Genomic DNA, 15,493 nt, shown 5'->3' on the forward strand with positions numbered 1-15,493 from the left:
ACGGCCGTGCGGAAGCGTCTTCGCGGCGTTCGGCCTGCGAAGGTGTTGGAGGGCTGGGCGGAGCGCCGGGCCTTCGCCCGGAGTGTGAGTTTGTGAGTACCGTTTCGACGAAGGGTTGACGCTCCGCGCGGTTGGTTGGCCTGCAAGCTCGGGGCGTCGAGCGGTGGCGGTCTTATCGCCTAACCCCATAAGCCTGCGACGGGTCGGCAGTCCCTGCGAGGACTGTCCCGAGTGCGGCCGAGTATCCCCCTCGACCCTCCGACGGCGCACCGTATGTCGCCGTCAGCGCGAGCCGTTTCAGACCCGCTCCCGTTCCATCCGCTCCCGCCGCCGCAAGGTCGCAGGCCAAGCGAGCCCTCCGATGCGACGGGACGGGTGTATTATGCGGCGGTTTGACCCCATGGGCAGGAGAAGGGGGACATAAATCGGCAAGCGATTGGATTCGCTACGAATGGACCAGCGTCATTGTGCGCGTTGGCGCGCGTTTCTCCCTCCCCTTCATGGGGAGGGGCGGCGAAGCGGAGCGCAGCCGGTGTGGGGGCGTGTGAAGCACTGCGCCCGCCCTCACGGCCCCACCCGGATCGCTGCGCGATCGTCCCTCCCCATGAAGGGGAGGGAGAGGCGTCTGTAGGGCTTTGAGAGTTCCTCCCTTGTCACCTGCGGCATCGACGCGCCTTCACGCAATGTTGCGAGCGGCGAAACCCCGTGCTATCAGGCGCCCGGCTTGAAGGGGGCGTATTTACGGATACGGCCTCTGTCGTGCTTTCCGTAAGCATTTCAAGCTTTTGACCGTTGCGAGCCTCGCAGTCGGTTGCGACCCTGACACAACGACCTCGGACCCTAATCAGTGGCTGATGATTTCAGAACGACGGAAGTCGGCGATCGCTACGCTCAGGCGCTGTTTGACCTGGCGCTGGAAACCGGCCGCCTGGACGCCGTGCGCGCCGATCTGAAGTCGCTGAAGGCGGCCTGGATCGAGAGCGCCGACCTGCGTCGTCTGGCCGCCTCGCCCGTCATCTCTGCGGACGATCAGGCCAAGGGTCTGGTCGCCATCGCCGCCAAGGCGAAGTTCGAGCAGACAACGTCCAACTTCCTGGGTCTGCTGGCCCAGAACCATCGCGCCAAGGATCTGCCGGGCGTGATCGCCGGTTTCGAAGCGCGCTACGCCAAGCACGCCGGCGTCGTCGCCGCCGAGGTCGTCTCGGCCCAGCCGCTGGACGCCAAACAGGTCGCCGCCATCACCGCAGCCCTGTCCAAGAGCCTGGGCAAGGCGCCGGAACTGACCGCACGCGTCGATCCGTCGATCCTGGGCGGCCTGAAGATCAAGGTCGGCTCGAAACTGTTCGACGCCTCGCTGAAGACCAAGCTCGACCAGATGAAGTTCGCCCTCAAGCGGGCTTAAAGCCTGCTCCCCGCACACAAGAATGAAGCGCGCCTGATCGGCGCACCCGCATAAAGACTGAAGAACAGAGAGCCCGTCATGGACATCCGCGCCGCTGAAATCTCGGCCATCCTCAAGTCGCAGATCGCCAACTTCGGCGTCGAAGCCGACGTTTCCGACGTCGGCAGCGTGCTGTCGGTCGGCGACGGCATCGCCCGTATCCACGGTCTGGACAATGTCCAGGCCGGCGAAATGGTCGAGTTCACCAAGGCCGGCGTCAAGGGCATGGCCCTGAACCTGGAACGCGACAACGTGGGCGCCGTGATCTTCGGCGCCGACGCCCAGATCGCCGAAGGCGACGACGTGCGCCGTCTGGGCGAGATCGTGGACGTGCCGGTCGGCCGTGGCCTGCTGGGCCGCGTCGTCAACCCGCTGGGCGAGCCGATCGACGGCAAGGGCCCGATCGAGTTCACCGAGCGCCGCCGCGTCGACGTCAAGGCGCCGGGCATCATCCCACGCAAGTCGGTCCACGAGCCGATGCAGACCGGCCTGAAGGCTATCGACACCCTGATCCCCGTCGGCCGCGGCCAGCGCGAGCTGATCATCGGCGACCGTCAGGTCGGCAAGACGGCCGTCGCCGTCGACACCATCCTGAACCAGAAGAACGTCAACAAGACCGACGACGAGAGCGCCAAACTCTACTGCATCTACGTCGCCATCGGCCAGAAGCGTTCGACCGTCGCCCAGATCGTCAAGACCCTCGAAGAGGCCGGCGCGATGGAATACACCATCGTCGTCGCCGCCACGGCGTCGGAACCGGCCCCGCTGCAGTTCCTGGCGCCGTTCGCCGGCACCGCCATGGGCGAGTTCTTCCGCGACAACGGCATGCACGCCCTGATCGTCTATGACGACCTGTCGAAACAGGCTGTGGCCTATCGCCAGATGTCCCTGCTGCTGCGCCGCCCGCCCGGCCGTGAAGCCTATCCGGGCGACGTCTTCTACCTGCACAGCCGCCTGCTGGAGCGCTCTGCAAAGCTGAACGAGGACTACGGCTCGGGCTCGCTGACGGCCCTGCCGATCATCGAAACCCAGGCCAACGACGTGTCGGCCTATATCCCGACCAACGTGATCTCGATCACCGACGGCCAGATCTTCCTGGAATCCGACCTGTTCTACCAGGGCATCCGCCCGGCCGTGAACGTCGGCATCTCGGTGTCGCGCGTCGGCTCCTCGGCCCAGACCAAGGCGATGAAGAAGGTCGCCGGCACCATCAAGGGCGAGCTGGCCCAGTATCGCGAGATGGCCGCCTTCGCCAAGTTCGGCTCTGACCTGGACGCCTCGACCCAGAAGCTGCTGGCGCGCGGCGCCCGCCTGACCGAGCTGCTGAAGCAACCGCAATATTCGCCGCTGGCGATGGAAGAGCAGGTCGTCTCGGTCTACGCCGGCACGCGCGGCTATATCGACGGCATCGCCGTGGGCGACGTCGGGCGTTTCGAGAAGGAACTGCTGGCGCGCATCCATGCGAACCACGCCTCGCTGCTCGAAGGCATTCGCACCAAGAAGGACCTGACCTCGGACCTCGAAGCCGAGCTGAAGGACATCCTGGCCGCCTTCGTCAAGACCTTCGCCTGAACCCCGCCGGTAGTTAGAGGAAGAGCAACGCCGGATGGCCAGCCTCAAGGAAATGCGCAATCGGATCGGAAGCGTGAAAGCCACGCAGAAGATCACGAAAGCCATGCAGATGGTCGCCGCGGCCAAGCTGAAACGCGCCCAGGATCAGGCCGAGAGCGCCCGTCCCTATGCGCAGAAGATGGCCTCGGTCATCGCCAACCTGGCCGCCGGCGTCTCGGGCGCCGACGCGCCCAAGCTGCTGGCCGGCACCGGTCAGGACCATCGTCACCTGATCGTGGTGGCGACGGCGGACAAGGGTCTGGCGGGCGGTTTCTCGACCAACGTCATCCGCGCCGCGCGCGAGCGGATCAACAGACTGATCAACGCCGGCAAGGACGTGAAGATCATCGCCGTCGGCAAGAAGTCGCGTGATCAGCTGACGCGTCTGTACGGCGACAAGGTGATCCACACCTTCGAGCTGAGCGCCCAGAAGACCATCGGCCTGCCGCTGGCCCAGCCGGTCGCCGAAATGATCGCCACGGCGTTCGAGGACGGTCAGGCCGACGTGGTCACCCTGTTCTACAGCCAGTTCAAGTCGGTGATCCAACAGGTCCCGACCGGCAAGCAGCTGATCCCCGCCGTGGTCGAGGGCGACGCTCAGCCGATCGACCTGAACGGTGCGGTCTATGACTACGAGCCCTCGGAAGAGGAAATCCTCGAGACCCTGCTGCCGCGCAACCTGACGACCCAGATCCTGGCCGCTCTGTACGAGAACCAAGCCGGCTTCTTCGGCTCGCAGATGGCGGCGATGGACAACGCCACGCGCAACGCCGGCGACCTCATCAACGCCCTGACGCTGCAATACAACCGCAAGCGCCAAGCTCAGATCACCACCGAACTGATCGAGATCATCGCCGGCGCCGAAGCCCTCTGATCCCGACCGAACAGACATTCCGATACGGACCCCAGCCATGACCGACACCGTCGCCAAAAAACCCGCCGCCAAGAAGCCCGCCGTCAAGAAGGCGCCCGCCGCCGCGACCGCGCCGGGCTCCATCGTCGCCACCGGCAAGATCGCCCAGGTCATCGGCGCCGTCGTCGACGTCGAGTTCACCGGCCATCTGCCGGCGATCCTGAACGCCCTGAACACCCAGAACGTCGACCAGAAGACGGGCGAGCCCTTCACCCTGGTGCTGGAAGTCGCCCAGCACCTCGGCGAGAACATGGTCCGCACCATCGCCATGGACACGACCGAAGGCCTGACGCGCGGTCAGCCCGTGATCGACACCGGCTCCTCGATCCAGACCCCGGTCGGACCGGGCGTGCTGGGCCGCATCATGAACGTCGTCGGCCAGCCGATCGACGAAGCCGGCCCGATCCAGACCACGCAATACCGTCCGATCCACCGCGAGGCCCCGACCTTCGAGGAGCAGACCAACTCGTCGGAAATCCTGGTCACGGGCATCAAGGTGATCGACCTGATCTGCCCCTACACCAAGGGCGGCAAGACCGGCCTGTTCGGCGGCGCCGGCGTCGGCAAGACCGTGACCATGCAGGAACTGATCAACAACATCGCCAAGGCGTACGGCGGTTATTCGGTTCTGGCCGGCGTGGGCGAGCGCACCCGCGAAGGCAACGACCTGTATCACGAGATGATCGAGTCCAACGTGAACGTGGACCCAGCCAAGAACGGCGGCTCGACCGAAGGCTCCAAGTGCGCCCTCGTCTATGGCCAGATGAACGAGCCTCCCGGCGCCCGCGCCCGCGTCGCCCTGACCGGCCTGGCCCAGGCCGAGTATTTCCGCGACGAAGAAGGCAAGGACGTCCTGCTGTTCGTCGACAACATCTTCCGCTTCACCCAAGCCGGTTCGGAAGTGTCGGCTCTGCTGGGCCGCATCCCGTCGGCCGTGGGCTATCAGCCGACGCTGGCGACCGAGATGGGCAACCTGCAAGAGCGGATCACCTCGACCAAGAAGGGCTCGATCACCTCGGTCCAGGCCATCTACGTCCCGGCCGATGACCCCACCGACCCGGCGCCCGCCGCGTCCTTCGCCCACTTGGACGCGACGACCATGCTGTCGCGCGACATCGCCGCCCAGGCCATCTTCCCCGCCGTCGATCCGCTGGACTCGACCTCGCGGATCATGGACCCGCTGGTCATCGGCGAAGAGCACTACCAGGTCGCCCGTTCGGTCCAGGAAGTGCTGCAGCAGTACAAGGGCCTGAAGGACATCATCGCCATCCTGGGCATGGACGAGCTGTCGGAAGAGGACAAGCTGGTCGTCTCGCGCGCCCGCAAGATCCAGCGCTTCCTGTCGCAACCCTTCTTCGTTGCCGAGCAGTTCACCAACGCTCCCGGCAAGTTCGTCGAGCTGGCCGACACGATCCGCTCGTTCAAGGGCATCGTCGCCGGCGACTACGACCACCTGCCGGAAGCCGCCTTCTACATGGTCGGCGCCATCGAAGAGGCCGTCGCTAAGGCCGAGAAGATGGCTTCGGAAGCCTGATCATGGCCGGCAAGCTGAACTTCTCCCTCGTCTCGCCGGAACGCGAGGTCTTCTCCGGCCTCGTGGACCAGGTGGACGCGCCGGGCGTCGAGGGCGACTTCGGCGTTCTGCCGGATCACGCCCCCTTCATGACCGCCCTGCGCGAGGGTCTGGTGACCGTCTATAACGGCGGGACCAAGATCCAGTACGACGTCCACGGCGGCTTTGCCGACGTCAACGGCGAAGGCCTAACCATCCTGGCCGAACAGGCGACCGAGGTCGTCGCGGGCTGAACGTCGAACGCCTATATTTAAGTTGACGGAAACGGCCCCGGCGTGATCGCGTCAGGGTCGTTTTCAATTCTTCGCCAGGTGATCATGAAGCGCGCCCTGACACTGTTTGCGATGCCGGTGCTGTTTGGTGCGACGTCCGGCTGCGCGGCCCTGGTCGAGCCGAATCTGGACGCCAACGGGTGTCGTCCGGCCATGGCCATCTATCAGCCGCCGGTGCGCCTGGGCGGTGCCGGGCAGGTGATCCATATTCCGGCGTCCTGCCCGTCGAACGCGATGTTGGAGGCGCAGGTCGCGCAGGCCAATGCCGAAGCCCAAGTCGCTGCGGCGCAGGCCGTTGAAACGCAGGCGTCGGACGCAGCGCCTGTCGAGGCTCCGGCCCGTCCTGCGCCGCCTGCATCCGTCGAGCCGGTGGCCGCCATACTCAACGGCGTCGATCGGTTCTGCGGCTGGTTCCTGGGCGACAAACCCTATTCGCTGGAGGGATTGCGGCAGGCCGCTTTCGACGCCGGCTATGCACGCGGTGCGCCGGTGCAGATGATCCCGCTGCCCGAGATGCGCGAAGCGGCGTCATACAGCACGATGGGCTTCACCGCCGTCATCGCCGAGCCGCCCAGCGACGGCCACGGCATGGCCGCCTTCGTCACCTTCCACGATCCGGCCTGTCAGGTGCTGGTCTATGGCTACGCCGATGCGGCGCAGACGGCGCTGGCGCGGTTGGAAACTCAAGGGTGGCGCAAGGACGGCGAGCCGGTCGCGCTGCCTGATCTGACGGCGCAGCGCTATCGCGGGCATGGCATGACCTTGACCGCGCATCGTCCCAGCGCGCCGTCCGAGGGTGCGCGGCTGGAGCTGATCCTGAACCTGACGCCCGGCGAGGGCTCGACGCGGGGCCTGTTGGAATAGGCCGGCGTCGGTCTGTACGTCCCGCGCGGCTGACAGACGGCCGGCGGGCGGCTAAAAGCAGCCTCATGACCGATCCCATCGACATCCAAGGCGTCTGCGCACCCGGCTATGAGGCCGTGCGCGAAGCGTTCGCCGACAACTTCACCGAGGCGCCCGAGGGGCTGAACGAGCAGGCGGCGCGGTTCAGCGTGCTGGTCGAGGGCGAGGCGGTCGTCGATCTGTGGGCGGGCCATGCGGATACGGCGAAGACGACGCCGTTCACGGAGGCGACCCTGACCTCGGTCTTCTCGACCGGCAAGGCGGTGATGGCGATCCTGATGGCGACGGCGGTCGAGGCGGGGCAGATCGAGTATGACCAGACGGTCGCCTCGCTGTGGCCCGAGTTCGGGGCGGCGGGCAAGGCGGACGTGACCGTGGCCCAGTTGATGAGCCATCAGTCAGGCCTGCCCGGCTTCTCCGAGGCGGTCGATCCGACCATCTGGTTCGACGTGCCCGCCGTCCTGGCGCGGTTGGCGGCCCAGGCGCCGATGTGGGAACCGGGTACGGCCTCGGGCTATCACCCCGTCACCGTCGGCTATCTGGCCAATGAGGTGTTTCGCCGTGCGACGGGGCGGACCATGGGTCAGGCCCTGCGCCAGGACTTTTCCGATCTCGATCTGTGGATCGGCCTGCCGGAGAGCGAGCACGGGCGAGTGGCGCAGATGAGGAAGCCGACCGCGGCGCCCAGCCTGGGGACCATCGATCCGATCAAACAGGCCGCCTTCCTGGATCGCGGCTCGGCGCCCGGCGGGCGGGGCTCGGCCGCATGGCGCGAGATGGAGATCCCGTCGGCCAATCTGCACGGCACGGCCCTGGGGCTGGCGCGGCTGCTGGGCGTGGTCGCCAATGACGGCGTGCTCGACGGCCGGTCGGTGCTGTCGGCGGGGACGCTGGAGCAGTTGACGCGCGAACGCATCCAAGGGCGGGACAAGGTGCTGCCCTATACGATCAGCTGGGCGGCGGGCCTGATGCGCAACGACGGGCTGAAGGTGTTCGGGCCGGATGAAGCCTTCGGCCACTATGGCTGGGGCGGGTCGATGGCCATGGCCGATCCGTCGCGCCGGTTGTCGGCCGCCTATGTGATGACGCGCCAGTCGCCCCACCTGATCGGCGACCCGCGTCCCAAGCGCCTGTTGGAGGCGCTGTACGGCGCGCTCTAGACCGTTTCAGAGAGGGCGACGGCCCGCTTCGCGGCGCGCGAGCGGTTGAGCGCGCCCAGGGCGAAGACGCCCGCGCCCGCCCAGATGAAGACGAAGGAGACGATGCGCAGCGGGGTCAGGGCCTCGCCCGTCAGGACGCCGCAGGCGAACTGGAGCGTGGGCGCCAGGAACTGGATGAAGCCGACGGTGGACAGGGGCAGCCGCCGCGCCGACCAAGCGAACAGCACCAGCGGGATCACCGTCGCCGGCCCGTTGATCAGGGCCCAGGCCAGGCCCGAGGGCGAGGAAAAGCCGACCGCCTGGCCCTGGATCGTCAGCCAGGTCAGGAAGACCGCGCCGATGGGCAGCAGGACCAGGCATTCGACAAACAGGCCGGTCTGGGCCGAGGCGGGCACGCGCTTTCGGATCACTGCATAGGCGCAGAAGGTGACGGCCAGGGTCAGGCCGATGATCGGCACATGACCCAGGGCGACGGTCTGGATCACGACACCGACGGCGGCCAGACCGATGGCGACGGCGCTCCAGCGGTCGATCTTCTCGCGGAACAGCACGGCGCCCGCCGCCATGTTGAGCAGGGGATTGATATAGTAGCCGAGGCTGGCCTCCAGCGTCGCATGGTGCGTCGTTGCGTAGACGTAGAGGCTCCAGTTCGTCGCGATCAGCAGGGCCGACAGAGCCAGCCAGGCCAGGGTGCGCGGCGTGGCCAGCACCTTTTTCGCCTCGCCCCACTGGCCGGCGAGCAGCAGAACCAGGCCCGCGATAAAGACGGACCAGACCGCCCGATGCGCCAGGATTTCGGGCGCGCCGAATCCGTTGGCCGCCATCGCCATGAACAGCAGCGGCAAGAGGCCCCACAGGGTGTAGCAGGCAACGGCCGTGCCGACCGCGCGGGGGTCGTTGGGGGTGGCGGGGGCCGGGAGCATGATGCCTATCCCTTTCGTCATCCTCCGGCGAGCCGCGCAGCGGCGAAGACCGGTGGACCCAGCGGCGCGCGTGAGCGCGAACCTGTCGCGGAGAACCTTCTTCGACGATCCAGCGGCGGATGGATTTCGCCTTCGGCGCCGCTGGGTCCCCCGGTCGCGCTAGGCGCGCCGGAGGATGACGAAAGTCCGGATCAGACGGTGATCGAGCGATATCCCGACGACGATTTGATCACGCCCGTCTCGTCCAGCAGCTGGGCGATCTGGATGGCGTTCAGAGCGGCGCCCTTGCGCAGGTTGTCGGACACGACCCACAGGTTCAGGCCGTGCTCGACGGTCGGATCCTTGCGGATGCGGCTGACATAGACGCCGTGTTCGCCGGCGGCGTCGACGGGGGTGATGTAGCCGTCGTGCTCCTGCTTATCGATGACCAGCACGCCCGGCGCCTCGCGCAGGATGGCGCGGGCCTCGTCGGGTTCCATGGGGCGGTCGAACTCGATGTTCACGGCCTCGGAGTGGCCGACGAAGACCGGCACGCGCACGCAGGTCACGGTGACCTTGATGTCGGGGTCCAGCATCTTGTGCGTCTCGTCCGACATCTTCTGCTCTTCGTCGGTCGAGCCGTCCTCCAGGAAGGAACCGATGTAGGGGATGACGTTGAAGGCGATCTGTTTGGGGAACTTATTGGGACGCGCGTCGCCCAGGCCGTAGATGGCCTTGGTCTGGTTCCACAGCTCGTCCATGCCTTCCTTGCCGGCGCCGGACACCGACTGATAGGTCGAGACCACCACCCGCTTGATCTTCGCCACGTCATGCAGCGGCTTCAGCGCCGTGACCAGCTGGATGGTCGAGCAGTTGGGGTTGGCGATGATGTTCTTCTTGGTCGCGTCCTTGATGGCGTCGGGGTTCACCTCGGGCACGATCAGCGGCACGTCCGGGTCCTTGCGGAAGGCCGAGGAGTTGTCGATCACGATGGGGCCGGCCTTGCCGATCTTTTCCGACCATTCCTTGGACACCGCGCCGCCGGCGGACATCAGGACGATATCGACGGTCGAGAAGTCGAACTGTTCGATGTCCTGGCATTTGATGGTCTTGTCGCCGAACGAGACCTCGACGCCCTTGGACTTGCGCGAGGCGATGGCGTGGATGGCGTCGACGGGGAATTCGACCTCTTCCAGAATGTTCAGCATTTCGCGGCCCACATTGCCCGTGGCTCCGACGATGGCGACGCGATAACCCATGATGCTTGGTCCTTCGGACGCGCTACGCTCGGCTCAGCGGAGCCTCGCTACTTGAGCGCATTTTTGGTGTGGTGGTTGGGGACTGCAATTAGGCGTTCGCAGCCGCGAAGCAATCGCTTTTCGGTTCGGGGGACTTTAAGCAGGGCCGCATGACCTCCCGCATCCGCAACGCCTACGATATCCGCGTGGAAGAGGGCGTGCTGACGCTCGATCCGGCGCAAAGCACGGTGATCGCGGCGCTGGAGCGGCTGGAGGTCGATCTGGCCAGGCGCGGCCTGTTCGGCAAGGCGCCGGAGGTGAAGGGGATTTACCTGTGGGGACCGCCGGGACGCGGCAAGTCCATGCTGATGGACCTGTTCTATTCGGCCACGCCCGAGCCGCGAAAGACCCGCGCCCATTTCCACGCCTTCATGGCCCGCATCCACGACCTAGTGAAACAGTGGCGCGAGGGGGATGCGAAGACGAGGAAGGCCGTGTTCGGGATCCATAAGGGCGACGACCCCATTCCTCCCATCGCCCGACTGATCGCGTCGGAAGCCCGGCTGCTGTGTTTCGACGAGCTTCAGGTGACGGACATCGCCGACGCCATGATCCTGGGCCGGCTATTCGAGGCCCTGTTCGAGGACAAGGTGGTGCTGGCCATCACCTCGAACCGGGCGCCGGAGGACCTGTACAAGAACGGCATCAACCGCCAGCTGTTCGTCCCCTTCATCGACATCATCCGCGAGCGTTGCGCGGTGGTGGAGATGGCCGGGGCGCGCGACTGGCGGCTGGACCGGATGACCTCGGCCCAGGTCTGGCACACGCCGGACGACCGCGCGGGGTTCGAGGATCTGTGGCGCGAGCTGAAGGGCGGCGAGCCCGAAGAGCCGGCGCACCTGATCGTGCTGGGCCGTGACGTGGTGGTGGAGCGCACCGTCGGATCTATGGCGCGGGCGACGTTCGCGGAGCTGTGCAGCAAGCCGCTGGGGCCGCAGGACTATCTGGCCATCGCCCAGCGGTTCCACACCCTGTTTCTGGAAGACGTGCCGATCCTGAGTTCGGCCAACCACCACGAGGCGCGGCGTCTGGTGACCCTGGTCGATGCGCTTTACGAGGCCAAGACCAAGCTGATCGTTCTGGCGGCGGCCAAGCCTGAGGCCCTCTATACCGAGGGGGTGGGGGCGTTCGAGTTCGAAAGGACCGTGTCGCGCTTCAACGAGATGCAGAGCAAGGACTGGCTGGCGCACGTCCGCCACTGACAGCTAGGGTGGGGGCTGACCTTCGGAGTGCCTCCATGCGCTGTCTCGCCCTCGCCGCCCCCATTGCAGCAGTTGCTTCGACTTTGTTCCCGCTGATGACGGGGGCGGCCTTGGCTCAGACGGCGCCGGCGACGGCCAGTCGCGGCCTGACGCCGGCCGAGGTCGGGACCTGGGTGACAGGGCTGGGCGGTCGCGTCGGGCCGGCGCAGACTGAGAACGGCCTGACCTTCTTCACCGTGACCAATGCTGGCCTGACCTGGGCGGTCTTCTTCTACGGCTGCGAGGCGGGCGTCTGCGGCGAGGTTCAGTTCAGCGCCGTGGTGCCGGGCGCCGGCGCGACGCTGGACAAGGTCAACGCCTGGAACCGCGACAACCGCTATCTGAAAGCCTTCCACACCTCAGCGGAAACCCCGACGGCGACGGTGCAGTACGACGTCGTCGTGCTGTCGGGCGGAGGCGTGACGCAACTGGCGGACCCGCTGGCGGTCTGGCTGCAACTGCTGCCCAAGTTCGCGGGCGAGATGGGGTATGTGGCGCCGCAATGACGCCCCTCTCCCGGTGGGAGAGGGCTTGAGCACACGGCGGCTATAGCCGTCGTTCTTGTGCGAAAGGGTGAGGGTCGCGTTCCTGCGTGTTGGCCCACCGGCCGACCCTCATCCGGCCCTGCGGGCCACCTTCTCCCAATGGGAGAAGGGAAGAATTGAAAAGGGCCGCGGATTGCTCCGCGGCCCTTCTTCATTCGATTGACGGGTGGCTTAAGCCAGCGAGGCGTCGATATCCTTGCAGGCTTGCAACAGGCCCTGGACCGAGGCGACGGACTTTTCGAACATCGCCTTTTCTTCGTCGTTGGTGGTGAACTCGATCACCTTCTCGACACCGTTCGCGCCGATCAGGGCCGGGACGCCGACATAGAGGTCGGACAGGCCATATTCGCCCGACAGCCAGACGGCGCAGGGCAGGACGCGCTTCTGGTCCAGCAGATAGGACTTGGCCATGGCGATGGCGCTTTCAGCGGGGGCATAGAAGGCCGAGCCGGTCTTGAGCAGGGCCACGATCTCGCCGCCGCCCTTACGGGTGCGGTCGACGATGGCGTCCAGGTCGGCTTGCGACAGCAGGCCGGCGGCGACGGCGTCCGGCAGGGGCAGGCCGCCGACGGTGGAGTGGCGCACCATCGGCACCATGTCGTCGCCGTGACCGCCCAGGGTCCAGGCGTGGATGTCCTGAACCGACACGCCGGTCTTTTCAGCCAGGAAATAGGCGAAGCGGGCGCTATCCAGCACGCCGGCCATGCCGACGACCTTCTCCTTGGGCAGGCCCGAGAACTTCTGCAGGGCCCAGACCATGGCGTCGAGCGGGTTGGTGATGCAGATGACGAAGGCGTTCGGAGCGTGGGCCTTGATGCCCTCGCCGACGGCCTTCATGACCTTCAGGTTGATGCCGATCAGATCGTCGCGGCTCATGCCCGGCTTGCGCGGCACGCCGGCGGTGACGATGCAGACGTCGGCGCCCGCGATGTCGGCGTAGTCGTTCGCGCCCTTGAGCGACACGTCCGAGCCGAAGACGGCGGTGGCCTCGGCGATGTCCAGCGCCTTGCCCTGAGGGGTGCCTTCGGCGATGTCGAACAGGATCACGTCGCCCAGGGCTTCGCGCGCGGCCACATGGGCCAGGGTTCCGCCGATCATGCCGGCGCCGATGAGGGCGATCTTCGCGCGAGCCATGGATGTCTCCGTTTATTGCGTGTGCGAAAGGGGATTAATCGTGCGGGCGGTCTAGACCCCTCTCGCGGCTGTCGCAAGAACCTCGCTTTACGGCCTTGGTCAGGCTTGCGAAGGTCCGGCCCCAACCGGAGGATTTCGATGCGCCCTTCTCTCGCTCTCGCCCTGCTGCTGGGCGCCGCGCCCGTCGTCGCTTCTGCGCCGGTTCTGGCCCAGACGCCGCCCGCCACGATCGGCGACCGCTACATTCCCGCGCCCTGGTGGATGCGCGATCCGGTGATCGCCTCGGTCGGCCAGGTGCGGGTCGAGATCCAGGCCAACCGCGCCTTCGTCTCCGCAAGCTTCCAGTCGGTAGACCGCAGCGTAACGGAGGCCTCGCGCGCCGCCGCCGACCAGGTGCGGGCGCTAAGCCAGTCGCTGTCGGCCTATGGCGCCGACAAGGTTCGGGTCGAGACCAGCGTCACCACCCGGCCCCTCTATGACCAGTATCGCGACGAAAACGGGGTGATGCGCGACAACACCCGCGCCGACCGCGTGGCCCGCTATCAGGCCGACGCCTCGGTCAGCGTCACGGTGCGCGACGTGCGCCTGATCGAGCGGGTCTATGCGACGATCGTGGCCTCGCGTCCGACGTCGATCGGTCAGGTGAACTTCCAGCTTGAGCCGGAAAACAGCTGGAAGGCCAATCTTCAGGCCGAGGCGATGAAGGATGCGCGTCGCCGGGCCGAGGCGGCCGCGACGAACGCCGGCGCGACCCTGGGGCGGGTCAAGATCATCGATCCGTCGGGACGGGTGTGCCAGACGGACGTCCTGGCCGGCTGGCCATCCTACGCCGCCGGCGGACAGGCGACGACGGTGGACGACATCGTGGTGACCGGATCGCGGTCGGAGAACCGGGTGGAGTATTCGTCGCCGCCCGTGGCCGTACCGCCGCCGCCTGGTGGCGGAGCGCCCAGCGAGGCGCAGATCGAGGCGGCGCGGCTGGCGCTGCAACCGCCGTTGCAGACCCTGACCGACAGCGCCTGCGTCATCTACGGGCTGAACTGAGGATGGGGTTTGAGGTTGCGCCGGCCTTCAAAGCCGGGTCGGTCGCCGCGGCCGAATGGCCGCTGTGCCATGTGCGGCTGCAGAACGATGCGCGGTTCCATTGGCTGATCCTGATCCCGCGCGTCGAGGGGGCGGTGGAGCTTGAAGATTTGAGCGTCGAGCAGCGGGCGATGCTGATGGAGGAGACGGTGCGGGCCGGGGTGCTGGTTCGGCGGCTGGGTATGGTGGAGAAGCTGAACGTCGGCGCCATCGGCAATGTGACGGCGCAGCTGCATGTCCATGTGGTCGGGCGGAGGCGCGATGACGGCCTGTGGCCCGATCCGGTGTGGGGGCGAGGGCCGGTTATTCCGTATGCGGATGATGAGCAGTTGCGGCTGCTGGGAGTGATCGCGGGCGCGGGTCTGTAAGGCAAGAATCCTGTTTGATCCCCCCCCGTCACCCTCGGGCTTGTCCCGAGGGCCCACGGTAAGGCAAGCCCGGTCGCAAGTCGCTGCAAGTCGCGCCCTGAACGTGAGGCTGCCGAGCCTGAACCTGCGGTGGGCCCTCGGGACAAGCCCGAGGGTGACGGAATAAAGCTTTGGAACTCAGATGATATCCAGCGGCACCGCATGGTTCGGCGCCCGAAACGCCTCGTCCAGGCGTTCCAGGTCTTCCAGATCGAACTGGATTTCCAGGGCGTCGGCATTGGCTTCGACGTGTTCGACGGAGCTGGCCTTGGGGATGGCGATGACGCCGTCGTGGCGAAGGACGGCGGCAAGGGCGACCTGGGCGGGGCTGGCCGAATGGCGGTTGGCGATGTCGCGGATCAGGGGCTGTTCCAGCAGTTCGCCGCGGCCAAGGGGCGAATAGGCCATCATCGGCATGTCGCGCGCCTGCATCCACGGCAGGAGATCGAACTCCACCCCGCGCGACGCCAGATTATAGAGCAACTGATTGGCGGCGCAGTCCTCGCCCCCCTCGATCTCCATCAGTTGTTCCATGGCTCGCAGGTCCAGGTTGGACACGCCCCAGCGGGCGATCATCCCCTCGTCGACCAGGTCGCGGAAGGCCTCGACGGTCTCTTCCAGCGGGACGTTGCCTTCCCAGTGCAGCAGGTAGAGGTCCAGCCGCTCCACGCCGAGCCGTTCCAGCGACTTCTCGCACGCCAGCATCATCTTCATCTCCGAAGCGTTCTCGGGCCGCACCTTGGAGACCAGGAAGACCTCGTCGCGGCGGTCGGCGATGACCTCGCCCACCAGTCGCTCGGACCGGCCGTCGCCATATAGTTCGGCCGTGTCGATCAGGGTCATGCCCAGGTCGATGCCGCGCGCCAGAGCCTGCTGCTCCTCGTCGCGCCAGGCCGGGTCGTCGCCCAGCTCCCAGGTGCCTTGGCCGAGGGCGGGAACGGTCGTACCGTCCGCAAAGGTGACGAGGCGGGTCATGTCCGTCCTGACGAAACTAGAAGCGGCGAAGACCG

Annotated in this window: 15 protein-coding genes; 11 read left to right on the plus strand and 4 right to left on the minus strand. The window is 66.6% G+C overall.

Annotated features, from left to right (window positions below):
- Positions 1-847: 847 nt before the first annotated feature.
- The 7 genes from ACK4MH_RS14480 (at position 848) to ACK4MH_RS14510 (ending at position 7,873) form a co-directional block, all read left to right on the plus strand.
- Positions 848-1,402: a F0F1 ATP synthase subunit delta gene (locus tag ACK4MH_RS14480; protein WP_409719595.1), complete on the plus strand. Its 555-nt coding sequence runs from the start codon at positions 848-850 to the stop codon at positions 1,400-1,402.
- Positions 1,403-1,480: 78 nt separating this feature from the next.
- Positions 1,481-3,013, plus strand: coding sequence for a F0F1 ATP synthase subunit alpha (atpA, locus tag ACK4MH_RS14485; protein WP_409719598.1), 1,533 nt, complete (start codon positions 1,481-1,483; stop codon positions 3,011-3,013).
- A gap of 34 nt (positions 3,014-3,047) precedes the next feature.
- Positions 3,048-3,926, plus strand: coding sequence for a F0F1 ATP synthase subunit gamma (locus ACK4MH_RS14490; RefSeq protein ID WP_409719600.1), 879 nt, complete (start codon positions 3,048-3,050; stop codon positions 3,924-3,926).
- 37 nt (positions 3,927-3,963) lie between these two features.
- Complete coding sequence (gene atpD, locus ACK4MH_RS14495) at positions 3,964-5,499, plus strand: F0F1 ATP synthase subunit beta (RefSeq protein ID WP_409719602.1); 1,536 nt, start codon at positions 3,964-3,966, stop codon at positions 5,497-5,499.
- A 2-nt stretch (positions 5,500-5,501) separates the two neighbouring features.
- Positions 5,502-5,771: an ATP synthase F1 subunit epsilon gene (locus ACK4MH_RS14500; protein WP_409719604.1), complete on the plus strand. Its 270-nt coding sequence runs from the start codon at positions 5,502-5,504 to the stop codon at positions 5,769-5,771.
- An 84-nt stretch (positions 5,772-5,855) separates the two neighbouring features.
- Positions 5,856-6,674, plus strand: coding sequence for a hypothetical protein (locus tag ACK4MH_RS14505; RefSeq protein WP_409719606.1), 819 nt, complete (start codon positions 5,856-5,858; stop codon positions 6,672-6,674).
- 65 nt (positions 6,675-6,739) lie between these two features.
- On the plus strand, positions 6,740-7,873 hold the full coding sequence (locus ACK4MH_RS14510) for a serine hydrolase domain-containing protein (RefSeq protein WP_409719608.1): 1,134 nt from the start codon (positions 6,740-6,742) through the stop codon (positions 7,871-7,873).
- Here ACK4MH_RS14510 and rarD read toward each other — a convergent pair.
- Positions 7,870-8,796 carry an EamA family transporter RarD gene (rarD, locus tag ACK4MH_RS14515; RefSeq protein WP_409719610.1) on the minus strand — a complete coding sequence of 309 codons (927 nt, stop codon included), beginning with the start codon at positions 8,794-8,796 and terminating at the stop codon, positions 7,870-7,872. The two genes, ACK4MH_RS14510 and rarD, sit on opposite strands and share 4 nt — an antisense overlap.
- A gap of 191 nt (positions 8,797-8,987) precedes the next feature.
- Positions 8,988-10,034, minus strand: coding sequence for an aspartate-semialdehyde dehydrogenase (locus tag ACK4MH_RS14520; protein WP_409719612.1), 1,047 nt, complete (start codon positions 10,032-10,034; stop codon positions 8,988-8,990).
- Between the two features lie 149 nt (positions 10,035-10,183).
- On the opposite strand from ACK4MH_RS14520, the gene zapE reads away from it, so the two are divergent.
- Positions 10,184-11,275 (plus strand): cell division protein ZapE, encoded by a 1,092-nt coding sequence (gene zapE / locus ACK4MH_RS14525; RefSeq protein WP_409719614.1) that lies wholly within the window; start codon positions 10,184-10,186, stop codon positions 11,273-11,275.
- 35 nt (positions 11,276-11,310) lie between these two features.
- The gene (locus tag ACK4MH_RS14530) at positions 11,311-11,820 is read left to right on the plus strand and encodes a YbjN domain-containing protein (protein WP_409719616.1); all 510 of its coding nucleotides are present in this window, start codon (positions 11,311-11,313) and stop codon (positions 11,818-11,820) included.
- Positions 11,821-12,030: 210 nt separating this feature from the next.
- On the opposite strand, the gene mdh is transcribed toward ACK4MH_RS14530, so the two are convergent.
- Complete coding sequence (gene mdh / locus ACK4MH_RS14535) at positions 12,031-12,993, minus strand: malate dehydrogenase (protein ID WP_409719618.1); 963 nt, start codon at positions 12,991-12,993, stop codon at positions 12,031-12,033.
- 138 nt (positions 12,994-13,131) lie between these two features.
- Between mdh and ACK4MH_RS14540 the strand changes: the two genes are divergently transcribed.
- Together ACK4MH_RS14540 and ACK4MH_RS14545 are read left to right on the plus strand one after the other, a co-directional pair.
- Entirely contained in the window at positions 13,132-14,037 is a 906-nt protein-coding gene (locus ACK4MH_RS14540) for an SIMPL domain-containing protein (protein ID WP_409719620.1), read from the plus strand.
- A gap of 2 nt (positions 14,038-14,039) precedes the next feature.
- A complete protein-coding gene (locus tag ACK4MH_RS14545) occupies positions 14,040-14,444 on the plus strand; it encodes an HIT domain-containing protein (RefSeq protein WP_409719622.1) in 405 nt (134 codons plus the stop codon).
- 177 nt (positions 14,445-14,621) lie between these two features.
- Here the strand turns inward: ACK4MH_RS14545 and ACK4MH_RS14550 are convergent, their stop codons facing one another.
- On the minus strand, positions 14,622-15,458 hold the full coding sequence (locus tag ACK4MH_RS14550) for an aldo/keto reductase (RefSeq protein WP_372693276.1): 837 nt from the start codon (positions 15,456-15,458) through the stop codon (positions 14,622-14,624).
- Positions 15,459-15,493 lie beyond the last annotated feature (35 nt).

The sequence above is a fragment of the Brevundimonas sp. genome, assembly GCF_046295075.1.
Taxonomy (GTDB): Bacteria; Pseudomonadota; Alphaproteobacteria; order Caulobacterales; family Caulobacteraceae; genus Brevundimonas.